This window comes from Dactylosporangium sp. NPDC050588, from assembly GCF_040654975.1.
GTDB lineage: Bacteria > Actinomycetota > Actinomycetes > Mycobacteriales > Micromonosporaceae > Dactylosporangium > Dactylosporangium maewongense.
The window spans coordinates 113,189-126,216 of record NZ_JBFAJA010000006.1 but is presented as its reverse complement, the minus strand read 5'-3'; the positions used below and the strand labels follow the sequence as shown (position 1 = coordinate 126,216).

General features: G+C 70.8%; 10 protein-coding genes, 2 tRNA genes and 1 pseudogene. 7 read left to right on the top strand and 6 right to left on the bottom strand.

All coding sequences use genetic code 11. The features are described from left to right. Positions 1 to 7 precede the first annotated feature (7 nt). The 4 genes from AB0I21_RS05635 to AB0I21_RS05620 form a co-directional block, all read right to left on the bottom strand. Complete coding sequence (locus AB0I21_RS05635) at positions 8 to 463, bottom strand: MaoC family dehydratase (protein ID WP_344500994.1); 456 nt, start codon at positions 461 to 463, stop codon at positions 8 to 10. Between the two features lie 108 nt (positions 464 to 571). Continuing rightward, a complete protein-coding gene (locus AB0I21_RS05630) occupies positions 572 to 3,745 on the bottom strand; it encodes a S8 family serine peptidase (protein WP_360559237.1) in 3,174 nt (1,057 codons plus the stop codon). A 517-nt stretch (positions 3,746 to 4,262) separates the two neighbouring features. Then, positions 4,263 to 5,291: a hypothetical protein gene (locus AB0I21_RS05625; protein WP_360559236.1), complete on the bottom strand. Its 1,029-nt coding sequence runs from the start codon at positions 5,289 to 5,291 to the stop codon at positions 4,263 to 4,265. Positions 5,292 to 5,321: 30 nt separating this feature from the next. Further along, positions 5,322 to 5,495 carry a hypothetical protein gene (locus tag AB0I21_RS05620; protein WP_344500988.1) on the bottom strand — a complete coding sequence of 58 codons (174 nt, stop codon included), beginning with the start codon at positions 5,493 to 5,495 and terminating at the stop codon, positions 5,322 to 5,324. A gap of 40 nt (positions 5,496 to 5,535) precedes the next feature. Between AB0I21_RS05620 and AB0I21_RS05615 the strand changes: the two genes are divergently transcribed. Further along, on the top strand, positions 5,536 to 6,225 hold the full coding sequence (locus AB0I21_RS05615; protein WP_360559235.1) for an HAD family hydrolase: 690 nt from the start codon (positions 5,536 to 5,538) through the stop codon (positions 6,223 to 6,225). Positions 6,226 to 6,232: 7 nt separating this feature from the next. Here AB0I21_RS05615 and AB0I21_RS05610 read toward each other — a convergent pair whose 3' ends face one another. Further along, positions 6,233 to 7,504 carry a deoxyribodipyrimidine photo-lyase gene (locus AB0I21_RS05610; RefSeq protein WP_360559234.1) on the bottom strand — a complete coding sequence of 424 codons (1,272 nt, stop codon included), beginning with the start codon at positions 7,502 to 7,504 and terminating at the stop codon, positions 6,233 to 6,235. 142 nt (positions 7,505 to 7,646) lie between these two features. Further along, positions 7,647 to 8,555: pseudogene (locus AB0I21_RS05605) on the bottom strand (phytoene/squalene synthase family protein); the annotation flags it as partial. Positions 8,556 to 8,671: 116 nt separating this feature from the next. On the opposite strand from AB0I21_RS05605, the gene crtI reads away from it, so the two are divergent. From crtI to AB0I21_RS05575, 6 genes are all read left to right on the top strand, one after another. Next, a complete protein-coding gene (gene crtI / locus AB0I21_RS05600; RefSeq protein ID WP_360559233.1) occupies positions 8,672 to 10,168 on the top strand; it encodes a phytoene desaturase family protein in 1,497 nt (498 codons plus the stop codon). Next, complete coding sequence (gene idi, locus AB0I21_RS05595; RefSeq protein WP_360559232.1) at positions 10,165 to 10,740, top strand: isopentenyl-diphosphate Delta-isomerase; 576 nt, start codon at positions 10,165 to 10,167, stop codon at positions 10,738 to 10,740. The genes crtI and idi overlap by 4 nt, the downstream gene beginning before the upstream one ends. Further along, on the top strand, positions 10,737 to 11,612 hold the full coding sequence (locus AB0I21_RS05590) for a MerR family transcriptional regulator (protein ID WP_360559231.1): 876 nt from the start codon (positions 10,737 to 10,739) through the stop codon (positions 11,610 to 11,612). Before idi ends, AB0I21_RS05590 begins: the two co-directional genes overlap by 4 nt. A 147-nt stretch (positions 11,613 to 11,759) precedes the next feature. Next, entirely contained in the window at positions 11,760 to 12,647 is an 888-nt protein-coding gene (locus tag AB0I21_RS05585) for a polysaccharide deacetylase family protein (RefSeq protein ID WP_360559230.1), read from the top strand. 144 nt (positions 12,648 to 12,791) lie between these two features. Next, a tRNA-Glu gene (locus AB0I21_RS05580) sits at positions 12,792 to 12,864 on the top strand. A gap of 35 nt (positions 12,865 to 12,899) precedes the next feature. Then, positions 12,900 to 12,973, top strand: a tRNA-Asp gene (locus AB0I21_RS05575). Positions 12,974 to 13,028 lie beyond the last annotated feature (55 nt).

Here is a 13,028-nt window from a genome sequence, read left to right as displayed (position 1 = left end):
CGTCGCGTTACAGGAGGAGCCGGGTCAGCGACTCGGCGACGCAGACCGGCTTCTCCTGGCCCTCGCGCTCGACGGTCACCTTGTTCTTCAGTTGCAGCCAGCCTTCGCCGATGTCCTCGGCGGACAGCAGCTGCACCGTGGCGCGCACCTTGGACCCCACCGGCAGCGGCGACGGGAACCGCACCTTGTCCAGCCCGTAGTTGATGCCCATCCGGGAGCCTTCCACCCGGTACACGCCGGAGACCAGGACCGGCAGCAGCGACAGGCTCATGAAGCCGTGCGCGATGGTGGTGCCGAACGGTCCGGCCGCGGCCCGCTCCGCGTCCACGTGAATCCACTGGAAGTCGCCGGTGGCCTCGGCGAACAGGTTGATGTGCTCCTGGGTGATCTCCCGCCAGTCGCTGTGGCCGAGGACCTCGCCGACTGAAGCCAGCAACTCGCCGCCGTTCGCAAACGTTCGCATACCCCTGATCCTGCACAGCAAGTGCAACATTCGTCAACAACGGACGGCCGGCCCCGTGGCTCGGGACCGGCCGTCTTCGTCACCAGGATGTGCCTTGCAAGGGCGCTGTTACGTGCCGATGCGGTTGAGCTTCAGCGTCACGCCGATGTCGGTGTTGACGACGGTCGTGCCCGGGACGGCCGGGGTGACCACCGAGGTGGAGACCCTGCCGGTGCCGGGGAGCAGACCCTTCACCGTGACGGTGTAGGACGTCGACGCGCCCGGCACCGGGTCGGTGCTGGTCACGTAGAGGTCCGTGCTCGGCAGGGTGTTCACGGGCAGGCCCTGACCACCGTTGCCGTACGCGTTCTCGGCCCCGACGACGAGGTTCTGCCCGGCGGGCGGCGCACCCATCGTCCCGAAGTCGTAGGACATCGCGATGTCCTGCGGACCGCCCGAGCCCAGCCAGACCTGGAAGCGGCGCTGGTTGAGCGTGCCGAAGTCGTTCACCCGCCACTCGACGACCGTCCAGGTGCCGACGCCGTCGGTGAGCACGTTGATCAGCAGACCAGTCGCGCCCGTGCCGTCGAGGTCGGTCCAGAACGGCGCGAGGACGTTGTTCGGCCTCGCGGGGTTCGGGATCGGGGTGATGTCGCAGCAGTTGTTGTTCTCACGGCTGTCGTCACTGCCCGGGTACAGGTAGCCGTTCGAGTCGACGGTGAGCGAGGAGTACTCGACACCGTTGTACTTGAACGACGGCACGTTGAACGTCGTCAGGTCCTCATCGCCGATCGGGGTCACCAGCGTGCCCCCGAACAGGTCGAGCGGGATGTACCCGGCGATGGTGCCCGGGGCGATCGACGGCGTGCCCGGGATCGCGCCGGCGAGCGACGCGCCCTTCTTCTCGGCCTTGAACGGGTTGACCACCGTGGCACCGTTCGCGCCGACGATCGGAAGGTTGATCGTGGACGTGGTGGTGAAGTCCGCCGTGGTGTCGTTGAAGGTGTTGTTCGTGGCCTTCACGGTGCAGGTGCTGTTCTGCAGCAGCGTCAGCGACGGCGGCGTGCAGGACTGCGTCACCGTGATGTCACCCTGCTGCGGGATGAACGCCACCGGCAGGTGCAGCGCCGGCACGCTCGAGCTGACCGGCTTCAACCGGACCTCACCGAAGTACTGCGCCTTGGGGGCGTTGGACTTGATGGTGATGTTGATGGTCGCGGTCTCCCCCGCCTTCACGGTGAAGATCGCCGGGGACACAGTGATCGAGGAGCCGGCCGGCGAGGTCGCCTCGGTCCTGTAGGTCTGCGTCTTGCCGGAGACGTTCTTCGCCGTGCGGACCGCGGTGAGCTTGCCCGGCATGACCGGGGCGTTCACCGACGGAAGGTTGATCTGCACCGCGTTGACCGGGTCGTTGCCCAGCGCGTACATCCGGTCGGCCGTCTCGTCGAACGTGAGACCGGGGTTGGCCGCGAGGTTGACCTGGACCCGACCGGCGCCGAGATCGAACGGGTCGGCCGGAGTCGTCCCGTTCTCCTTCTTCACGTTGGTCGTCGCCGTGGTCATCAGCGAGGACTTGATCTGACCCGGGGTGAAGTCCGGGTGGGCCGCCTTCTCCAGGATGGCGGAGCCGGCGATGTGCGGCGACGACATCGAGGTGCCCGCGATCGCCATGAAGTACTGGCCGGGCGGGCCACCGGCCGCGTCGTCCAGGACCGGCGTCTGGCCGGCCAGGATCTGCACGCCGGGGGCGGAGATGTCGGGCTTGATGAACTGGCCGCCGGGGCCACGCGACGAGAAGCTCGCCATCGTGTCACCGGTGCCGATGACCTTCGTGCCCGCCGTGAACGACGCCTTGTTGCCGGCGTGGGCGGCCATGAAGGACAGGAAGCTGGTGCCGTCGGCGAGGTGCACCGTCGGGAGCCAGTGGTTGTCGCTCAGCGCGTCGGCGGGCGTGGCGTTGTACAGGATCATGCCGGCGGCACCACCCTGCCGCACGTTGAAGCCCTTGATGATGCGGCCGGGGCTGCGCTCACACGCGACGATCTTGTTGGTGAAGAGACCGGCCGGTGCCGGCGCGGTGCATTGCGCGTTGCTGTACGGCGGAGCCGACGCCATCACGATCTGCGTTGGGGTGCTGACCCCCTGGGTGATCGAGACGCCCTTGAACGTCGCCGAGGTGCCGTCGGTGGATGCGACGGTCAGGGTCGACTCGAAGGAACGCTTCTGGGTCGACGCCGCGACGGTGGTGACCCAGCCCGACAGGTGGTCGGTCGTGGACGCGCCCGGGCCGGAGTTGCCGGCGGAGGCGGCCACGAAGACGCCGGCCTTGTAGGCGTCGAAGAACGCCAGCTCCACGATGTCGGTGTACGGGCTCGCGCCACCCGAGATCGAGAAGTTGATGACCTTGACGCCGTCCTTGATCGCCTGGGCGACCGCGGCGGCCGAGTCGGTGCTGTAGCAGCCGGTGGCGCCACAGACCTTGTACACCGAGACCCAGGCGCCGGGCGCGACGCCGTTGACCGGCCCCCGCTCGACCCCGAGGACCTGCGCCGACGCGACCGGGTTACCGGCGGCGGTCGACGCGGTGTGGGTGCCGTGACCGTCGGAGTCGCGGGCGGTGTACCCGAACATCTCCATCGGCTGCAGCGCGTTGTAGGTGTCGAGGAAGCCCTTGCCACCGATGAGCTTGTTCTGGCAGACGAACGGGTCGGCCGCCGGGGTGAGCGGGTTGTCGCCGAAGTCGCAGGCACGCGGCGTGCCGTCCGCCTTCGCGGGCGGGGCGCCGAGGTTGCCGTTGTCCGCGAACGATGGGTGCTCCGGCCACACGCCACTGTCGAGCGAGCCGAAGATGACGCCCTTGCCGGCGTTCGGCTTGCCGCCGAGCGACGGGTAGACCTGGTCGGCACCGATGAAGCTGGTGCTGGAGTCGGTCTGCGGGGCGCGTGCGGCGTCGGACTGGACCGCCACCACGTTGTCGAGCGTGAGGATCGCGCCGATCTTGTTCGCCGGCACCGACATTGCGATACCGCCGTAGACGGTCCGCAGCTTCTGGCCGACCTTGGCGTCCGGAACCTGCTTCTGCAGCTGCCCGAGGAACTTGTCCTCGATTGCCTTGATGCGGCTTTCGTAACGCTGTTCCGCGGTACTTCCGGAAAGCGCCTTACCGGTGACTGACGGGCTCGTCGCCTCATATCCGGCAATACCGCCGGCATATGTCGCGGTCGAGTCGTAGTCGAGCTTCACCGCAATCGGCAGCCGGGTGCTGTCGGTGCGGTTGAGCAGGGACTGGTCGGTCTTTGCCATGCGACTCGTGGGTGACTTCGCGGCCGAGCTCTGCTTGGCCAGCGTCGCACCCGGCACCGATGTCAAGCTGCCGCTCTGCACCGGTGCTGCCTGACTCGGGCTTGCCGAGACGATCACGAGCAGTGGCGGAACGAGTGCGGACGCCATTGCGGCGCGCACCCATGTCCGTCGGCTCATCATGCCCCCTCTCAGGACGGGCTGTGTCCGAAGGGTTGTTACTGACTCCCCCGTGGTGCTGCTCCGACGTGGCCCACCCTCGGCCTACGCGCACGCCGGCGCCGCATATCCCGAATGCTCGATATACGCCGTCACAACATGCCAGTTTTCCGCAGCGCGGAACAGAGGCCGTCACTCCCGAGAATCGCGCCGAACAGAGGTTGTAGGGCAACGTCGAGGGTTGCTGAGGGCATGGCATTAACACATAGCAAGGTATTGCTATGTCGATCGCACCTATTGGCGGAGAAAAGGTCCGGAAATGGCGAAACCCGCCCTTTCGGGCGGGTTTCGCTGGAAACGTTCAGGCGTCGTCGCGGGGCGGCGGATTGATGACCACCGTCTGGTCGGCGTTCTCCACCGGCCGCTGCGACGGCACCTGGATCTGCCCGCCGGCCGGTGGGTTCGCCGGCGGCGGGGTCACGGCCGGCGGGGTCACGGCCGGCGGCACGGTCGGCGGCACGGTCGGGACCACCATCGTCGGGGCGTCCGCCCCCGCGGACGGCTCGTTCGCCGCTGCCTGCAGCAGGCGGGCCTGCCGGGCCTCCTCTGCCTGGCGCACCGCCTCGGCCTGCCTGGCCGCCTCGGCCTCGCGCTCGGCCTCCGCCAGCCGCGCGGCCTCCTCGGCGGCCCGGCGGGCCTCCGACTCCTCGCGGCGGGACTGCGCGTGCGCCTTCACCCGCTCGGACACGGCCGGCGCCTCCTGCTCGACGCGGCTCAGCCAGCCCTCCCAGCGCTGCTGCATCGGCCGGACCAGGCCGCCGCCGACCCCGACGATGAGGATGCCGGCGACCGTGGCGAGCACCGCGATCAGCACCGGCATGGTCACCGACGTGGCGATGCCGATCTGGTTGAGCGCCGCGATGATGCCCAGCCCGAGCACGAAGCAGTACCCCAGGTTCGCCAGGAGCCGCCCGTACGGCAGGCCGCCCAGCGCGCCGGTGACGACGTCGCGCAGGCCGCCGGCGAGCGCCGCGGCGACGACCACGATCACGACGGCGACGGCCGCCTTCGGCAGCCACGACACCACGTCGTCGATCAGGTCGGACACCGGGTTGGGGCCCCACACGCCGAACGCGATCTGCAGCGTGAAGAGCAGCACCGCGTAGTAGACGAGCTTGGCGATCAGGTCGCCGGCGTCGAAGCGCGCACGCGACAACGCCCGGCCGACACCGCCGCGGTCGGCGAGCCGGTCGAAACCGACCTTCGCCAGCAGCTTGCGCACCACCTCCCGCAGCGCGACCGCGACGGCCCAGCCGAGCAGAAGGATGACGATGAACAGCAGCAGTGACGGCACGAACCGCACGACGTCTGCGAGGGCATCACGAACCATGCAGTGACGCTTGCCCAAACGCCGTCGGCCCTAATCGTCCATGCCAGCCAGCCCCTTCGGGCTCTCCGTCTCTCGGGCGTGCTCCGGACCGCCCGCCAGCTGATCGGCGAGGGTCACGCTGCAGTGCTCGACGGCGAAGTCACCGAGTTCGTCGACGTCGAAGCCGGGGAACGGCTCCAGGATCCGCACCTGTTGCTCGGTCATACCTCCAGTGAAACCCCCCGTCGGTGGGTACAACGGTTTCATGACCAAACCAGTGACCGGTGTGCTTTTTGATGTCGACGGGACCCTCATCGACAGTGTCTACCTGCATACGACGGCCTGGTGGCAGGCGTTTCGGCAGTTCGGCCACGACGTCCCGTCGGCCCGCGTCCACCGGGCGATCGGGATGGGGTCGGACAAGATCCTGGACCACCTGCTGGGTCCCGGCCACGACCCCGGCGACGACGACGCGCTGCGGGCCGCGCACGCCAGCCTGTACGCGGCGCACTGGACGGCGCTGCGCCGGCTGCCGGGCGCGCGGCAGCTGCTGGAGACGTGCGCCGGCCGCGGGCTGCGCAACGTGCTCGCCACGTCGGCGTCGAAGCCGGAGCTGGGCGCGCTGCTGCGGTGCCTGGACGCCGACGCGGTCATCGACACGGTGACCAGCGCCGACGACGCCGGGGAGAGCAAGCCGGCGCCGGACATCGTGGAGGTGGCGCTGCGGCGGGCGGGGCTCGACCCCGGGGAGGTCGTGTTCGTCGGCGACTCGGTCTGGGACGTGCAGGCGGCCGGGCAGGTGTCGATCCCGTGCATCGGCCTGACCAGCGGCGGGCTGTGCGCGGCGGAGCTGCTCGACCACGGCGCCGCCGCCGTCTACGCCGACCCGCAGGACCTGCTGGACAACCTCGACGAGGCGCTGACCACCGCGTTCCGCGTCGCGCTCACCGCCTAGAGCCCGCCTAGAGTTTCAGCGGCGCCGGGTAGCGGCGCGGGGGCTCGGGCAGGTTCCACGGCTCGTGGACGGCCTTGCCCTCGACGTCGGCCAGCTCGGGCACGTAGCGGCGCACGTAGTCGCCGTCCGGGTCGAAGCGGTGCGCCTGCCTGACGGGGTTGAAGCGCCGGTACGGCTTGGTGTCGTTGCCCGTGCCGGCGACCCACTGCCAGTTGCCGTAGTTGTTGGCGACGTCGCCGTCCAGCAGCAGGTCGAAGAAGTGGTCGCCGCCGGCCCGCCAGTCCACGCCCAGGTGCTTGGTCAGGTAGGAGGCGGTGATGAGGCGGGCCCGGTTGTGCATCCAGCCCTCGGCGAGCAGCTGCCGCATGCCGGCGTCGACGACCGGGACGCCGGTGTGCCCCTCCCGCCAGGCCTGCAGCGCGTCGGACTCGTCGCGCCAGCGGTCCTCCGCCGACGCCCGGTATGCCTTGTGCCGCAGGTCGGGGAACGCGAACAGCACCTGCTGGTAGAAGTCGCGCCAGCACAGCTGCCGCAGGAACGGCTCGGCGCCGGCGCGGCCGTGGACCAGGGCCGCCACCTCCCGCGGCGACAGGCAGCCGAAGTGCAGGAACGGGCTGAGCCGGGACGTCCGGTCGGCCGCCATGGCGTCGTGGCCGTCCTCGTAGCCCTCCAGGTGCGGCAGCCACGCGGTGAGCCTGCGCCGCCCGGCGGACTCGCCGCCGCCGGCCTTCGCGGGACGGTCCCGGAACCAGGACGCCGGGAGGTCGTCGGGGAGCCGGAGCTTGCGGGGCGCGTCCTCGACGTCGCGCCAGCCGGCGGCCTGCCACGCCCGCCAGAACGGCGTGAAGACCTTGTAATGGCCCGCGCCGCCGGTGGGGCGCAGCGCGCCGGGCGGGACGACCGTGACGCCGTCGAAGGTCTTCAGCGCGATCCGCTCGGCGGCGCAGGCGTCCGCCAGGCGGCGCTCCCGCTCGCGGGCGTACCCGCTCACGTCCGCGGCGACGCCGATGCCTTCCGCGCCGGTGCGCTTCGCCACCCGTACCGACTCCGCGGCCGGATCTCCGCGCAGCTCGACGAGGTCGGCGCCGCGCTGCCGCAGCGACGCCTTCAGGTCGGTGAGACTCTCGTCGAGGAACCGGCGGCGGTTGTCGCCGGCCCGCAGCGTGGGGTCGTGCACGAAGAGCGGCACGACCCGCTCCGCGGCGCGGGCGGCGGCGGCGAGCGCCGGGTTGTCATGCACCCGCAGGTCACGGGTGAAGAGGACGACCGCGGTCTTCATACGCTCGTCCCCCGCGTGACGACGGCGGTCATGCCGCGGTGCCGCGCAGGTCGAGGACGGCCGGCAGGTGCAGCTCGGTGGCGGGCTCGCGGGACAGCGGCACGACGACCGGCGGCATCTCCGGCTGCGGGTCGAGCGCACCGGCCGGGGTGCCGGGGATCGGCACCGGGGCGCCCGGGCGGGTCAGCAGGCAGCGCAGCGCCACCGCGATGCGGCGCGCCTTCGGCACGGTGGCGCGGCGGACGAAGACGTCGTGGTCCTGCGCCTCGACGGCGTCGAGGATGCCGCCGTACAGCCGGAACGCCGCCCGCATGCACGCCTGGGAGCTGGGCGCCAGCATCCGGATCCCCGGCGCGGCCGCGATGTAGTGCTGCCGGGCGCGCTGCACCTCGTACCGGACCAGGCTCTTGATCTTCTGGCTGCTGCGCCGCTCGCGGGCCGCTGCCAGCAGGTCCTCGCGGCTGACCCCGAACCGGTGCAGGTCCTCCTCCGGCAGGTAGATCCGCCCGCGGTCGAGGTCCTCGGCGACGTCGCGGATGAAGTTGGTGAGCTGGAACGCGAGGCCGAGCTGGCGGGCGGGCTCGCGGGCGGCGGCCCGGTCGCTCGACTCGAGGATCGGCAGCATCATCGTGCCGATCACCGCCGCCGAGCCCTCCATGTAGTCGAGCAGGTCGTCGTACGTGGCATAGCCGGTGACGGTGAGGTCCATGGCCATGCTCGCCAGGAACTTGCGGAAGTCCTCCAGGTCGATGTCGAACACCTGGATCGTGTGCAGCACCGCGGGCAGGAGCGGGTCGTCGGTCGGCGCGCCGCGCAGCCCCCGCACGAACGCGTCGCTCCAGGCGTCGAGCTCGCGGGCCCGGTCCTGCGGGGTCAGCCGCTCGGTGCGGTCGACGATCTCGTCCGCGTAGCGCGTGAACCCGTAGAGCGCGTGCACGTGGCGGCGCTTCCAGGCCGGCAGCAGCCGCGTCGCCAGGTAGTACGTCCGGCCGTGGTGGCGGTGCAGCGCACGGCACCGCTCGTAGGCGGCGGTCAGGGGCGCTGACTCCATGGTGGCCTCCGATTGAATCGACGCACTAATCGACGCAAGGTCGAGCCTACGCTACGCTTCGGTGATGCGGGTAGTGAAAGGGCTTTGATCATGCGGTTGGTGACAGGTCTTCGGTCATGCGGTCGGTGACGGGTCCGACCGATCGGGTGGTCGTCGTCGGGGCGGGGCTGGGCGGGCTCGCCGCGGCGATCCGGTTGGCCGCCGCGGGCCGCGAGGTCACCGTCCTGGAGCGGGACGACTACCCGGGTGGCCGGGCGGGAAAACTCAGCCTCGGTGGCTACGAGTTCGACACCGGTCCCACCGTGCTGACGATGCCGTCGCTGCTGGAGGACCTGCTCGGCACCGTCGGGGAGGACCTGGCCGGCTGGCTGCCGATGACCCGGCTCGACCCGGCCTACCGCGCGCACTTCCCCGACGGCTCCACGCTCGACGTCATCGCCGACACCGCGCGGATGGCCGGCGAGGTCGCCCGGGTCTGCGGCTCCCGCGAGGCCGACGGCTACCTGCGCTTCGTCGACGACGCGCGGGAGCTGTGGCGGCTGGAGCGCGACGACTTCATCGACCGCAACCTCGACCGCCCGCGGGACCTCGTCACCGCCAACCTGTGGCGGCTGGTGGCCCGCGGCGGCTTCGGCCGGCTCCAGTCGAAGGTCGACGGCTACTTCAAGGACCCACGGACCAGGCGGATCTTCTCCTTCCAGGCGATGTACGCCGGGGTCGCGCCGCACCAGGCGCTCGCGCTCTACGCGGTGATCGCCTATCTCGACTCCGTCGCCGGCGTCTACTTCCCGAAGGGCGGCATCCACGCGGTCTCGCGGGCGCTCGCCGACGTCGCCACCAAGCACGGCGTGACCATCCACTACGGCAGTCCTGTCGCGTCGGTCTCCGTCGGCGGCGGGCGCGCGACCGGCGTGGTGTGCGCCGACGGGCGCCGGTTCGCCGCCGACACCGTCGTGCTGAACCCGGACCTGCCGGTGGCCTACCGGGACCTGCTGCCGCCCGCCCGGTGGCGCAACCCGATGCTGGGCAGGCTGCGGTACTCGCCGTCGTGCGTGGTGCTGCACGTGGGGTCGCGGCAGGCGTACGGTGCGATCGCCCACCACAACATCCACTTCGGCCGGGCGTGGCGGGAGACCTTCGACGAGGTCATCAACCAGGGCCGGCTGATGAGCGACCCGTCCATTCTTGTCACCAACCCCACGCGCACCGACCCGTCGCTCGCCCCGGACGGCCGGCAGACCTACTACGTGCTCGCACCGACGCCCAACCTCACCGCGCCGCTGCTGGACTGGCGGGGGACCTTGCGCGGCACGTACCGCAGCGAACTCATCGACACGTTGGAGCGGCGCGGCTACGTCGGGTTCGGCGACGGCATCGAGGTGTCGCGCTTCATCACCCCGGCGGACTGGGCCGATCAGGGCATGGCGGCGGGGACGCCGTTCGCGGCGGCGCACACCCTGCGGCAGACCGGGCCCTTCCGGCCGGGCAACCTCCACCCCACACTGTCCAATGTGGTCTTCGTGGGGTCCGGGACGCAGCCGGGTGTCGGCGTGCCGATGGTCCTGATCTCCGGCCGCCTGGCGGCGGAGCGTATTACGGGGGTGGTGTCTTGAGCACGTCGTATTCTTCGTCGTCTTCTTCTCGTGAGTCTCACCTTGTCGAGCTGGTCGACGACGGTGGTGGGGCGGTCGGTTCGATGACGGTGGACGAGGCGCATCGGGCGCCCGGGCTGCTGCACCGCGCGTTCTCGGTCCTGCTCGTCGACGGCGACAGGCGGCTCCTGCTGCAGCAGCGGGCGGCGGTGAAGACCCGGTTCGCGCTGCGGTGGGCCAACGCGTGCTGCGGCCACCCCGCGCCCGGCGAGACCGTCACGTCCGCCGCGGCCCGGCGGCTCGTCGAGGAACTGGGCGTGAGCGGCGTTCCCCTGCGGGAGGTCGGGGTGTACGTGTACCAGGCCTCCGACCCGTCGTCCGGGCGGGTGGAGCACGAGTACGACCACGTGCTCGTCGGCGACGCGTCGGACATTTCGGATTCGTTGGCTTTAGGTGCAGTTGATCCCGAAGAAGTTGCCGCCCTCGAATGGGTCGCCGTCGAGGATCTCGAGGCGCGGCTGTCGCACTCCCCGGACCTGTACGCACCGTGGCTGGCCGGGGTCGTGTCCGTCTGGCGGGGCTCGACGGCATGACGGCCGCGGCGGCGTATTCGGCGGGCGCGGTGGCCCGGCGGCTCGGCGTCGCCGTGACCACCCTGCGGACCTGGCACCAGCGGTACGGGATGGGCCCGTCGCTGCATGAGCCCGGCCACCACCGCCGGTACACCGAACAGGACATCGAACGTCTCGAAACGATGCAGCGCCTGATCGTCCAGGGCGTCGCCCCGCACGAGGCGGCCCGCTGGGCCCTGCGGTCGGCCGCCGCCCCTGCCGCCGTGTCGGGCTCCTTCGTCGCCGATACGGCCGCCTCCTCGCGCGGCCTGTACCGGGCCGCGCTGCGGCTGGACGCGCCGGCCGTGCGGCAGCGGGTCGCGGCGGCCGTGCACGAGCTCGGCGTCGTCGCCGCCTGGGACCAGGTGCTCCGGCCGGTGCTCGCCGCCATCGGCGACCGGCACGCCGCGACCGGTGCCCTGGTCGAGGTCGAGCACCTGGTGTCGGGCTGCGTCTCGGCCGTCTTCGGCGCCATTCCGCGCCCCGACCCGACCGTCCCGTCCCGCATCCTGCTCGCCTGCGCCGACGAGGAGCAGCACAGCCTGCCCATCGAGGCGCTCGGCGCCGCGCTCGCCACGGCCGGCGTCGGGACCCGCATGCTCGGCGCCCGCGTCCCGCCGACGGCCCTCGCCACCGCCGTGCGGCGTACCGGCCCGGCGGCCGTGCTGGTCTGGTCGCAGCTGCGCACGACCGGCGACCCGGCACAGCTTTCGCCGGTCCTCGATGCCGCCTGGCGACCGCTGATCGTCGCCGCCGCCGGCCCCGGATGGGACGTGGCGGCACTTCCCGCCGGCGTCTCGGCACCGTCCACATTGACCGAGGCATTGGCGCTGCTCACCTCGGTGGTCAACTGACTTCACCTTTGTTCGTCTGTGTAAATCTCCCTTGACGAGGTACTCCCGGGTTCGTGCCACGGACTGAACGCAGGAGGCCTTCGGGTGCGTCTTGTCATTAGCGTGTGCGTTCGCCACCATGCTGACCACCGACACCCGGAGCTGACGATGACCCGCACCCGCCTCGCCCTAGGAGCGCTGATCAGCGCCGCCGCTCTGGCCCTCACCGGCTGCGCCGCGTCCGACGCCTCCTCGGTGTCGTGGCACGGGCCGTCCTCCGGTGTCGTCGACGGCGGCGAGGGCGGTGGCACGCAGGCGCACCCGATCAGCGACTCGACCGCGCAGGCCGCCACGGGCGCGGGCAAACCGTCCGCGTCCGCGTCCGCCGCCCCCTCGGCGTCGACGTCGGCCTCGGCCGGGCCGTCCGCCTCCGCGTCCGCCACCGCCCCTTCCGACGGCATCATGCGCACGACCGGCACCGACGGGGTCGCCCTGACCTTCGACGACGGCCCGTCCGCCGACACCCCGAAGCTGCTCGCCATGCTGCGCCAGCACAACATCAAGGCCACGTTCTGCGTCGTCGGCGTCGCCGTCCAGGAGTTCCCGCAGTACCTGCAGGAGATCGTCAAGGACGGTCACACCCTCTGCAACCACACGTGGAAGCACGACGAGAAGCTCGGCAAGAAGTCCGCCGACACCATCCGCGCCGACCTCCAGCGCACCAACGACGAGATCCGCAAGGCCGTCCCCGGCGCGCAGATCAAGTACTTCCGCCACCCCGGCGGCAACTTCACCCCCGCCGCGGTGCAGATCGCCACGGAGCTGGGCATGGTCTCCCTCGGCTGGACCGTCGACCCCTCCGACTGGAACACCAAGAAGTGGTCCGGCAACCAGATGACCCAGCACATCATCAGCAACGTGAGGAACAACACGAAGCCCGGCGCGGTCATCCTTTCCCACGACGGCGGCGGCGACCGCAGCGCCACCCTCGCCGCCTACAAGACCCTCCTGCCCGAGCTGAAGCAGCAGTTCACGCTGGTCGCGCTACCCGTCTAGGCGCCTCCCCGGCGCCGCCGCCACACCACGACGGATACCCATTTGGTTTTCGCGGAAGGGGTCACGTATGCTCTGAAAGCCTCCGGCGGGGCCGGATGGGAGCAACACCGCAGAAGTCGCAGAGTATGCGATGATGGCGGGGCCGCCCTCATCGTCTAGCGGCCCAGGACGCCGCCCTTTCAAGGCGGTAGCACGGGTTCGAATCCCGTTGGGGGCACGACCCGGGTTCGCCCGGGTAGCAACAAAGAGCAAGGTCCTGTGGAGCAGTTGGAGTGCTCGCCGCCCTGTCAAGGCGGAGGTCGCGGGTTCAAGTCCCGTCAGGACCGCAAGGCCCATCTTGGGCAGGTAGCTCAGTTGGCACGAGCGTCCGCCTGAAAAGCG

Excerpts from the sequence above, each read along its gene's own strand:
- AB0I21_RS05635 (WP_344500994.1), bottom strand. The coding sequence starts at position 463 with ATGCGAACGTTTGCGAACGGCGGCGAGTTGCTGGCTTCAGTCGGCGAG.
- AB0I21_RS05630 (WP_360559237.1), bottom strand. The coding sequence starts at position 3,745 with ATGGCAAAGACCGACCAGTCCCTGCTCAACCGCACCGACAGCACCCGG.
- AB0I21_RS05625 (WP_360559236.1), bottom strand. The coding sequence starts at position 5,291 with ATGGTTCGTGATGCCCTCGCAGACGTCGTGCGGTTCGTGCCGTCACTG.
- AB0I21_RS05620 (WP_344500988.1), bottom strand. The coding sequence starts at position 5,495 with ATGACCGAGCAACAGGTGCGGATCCTGGAGCCGTTCCCCGGCTTCGAC.
- AB0I21_RS05615 (WP_360559235.1), top strand. The coding sequence starts at position 5,536 with ATGACCAAACCAGTGACCGGTGTGCTTTTTGATGTCGACGGGACCCTC.
- AB0I21_RS05610 (WP_360559234.1), bottom strand. The coding sequence starts at position 7,504 with ATGAAGACCGCGGTCGTCCTCTTCACCCGTGACCTGCGGGTGCATGAC.
- crtI (WP_360559233.1), top strand. The coding sequence starts at position 8,672 with ATGCGGTCGGTGACGGGTCCGACCGATCGGGTGGTCGTCGTCGGGGCG.
- AB0I21_RS05590 (WP_360559231.1), top strand. The coding sequence starts at position 10,737 with ATGACGGCCGCGGCGGCGTATTCGGCGGGCGCGGTGGCCCGGCGGCTC.
- AB0I21_RS05585 (WP_360559230.1), top strand. The coding sequence starts at position 11,760 with ATGACCCGCACCCGCCTCGCCCTAGGAGCGCTGATCAGCGCCGCCGCT.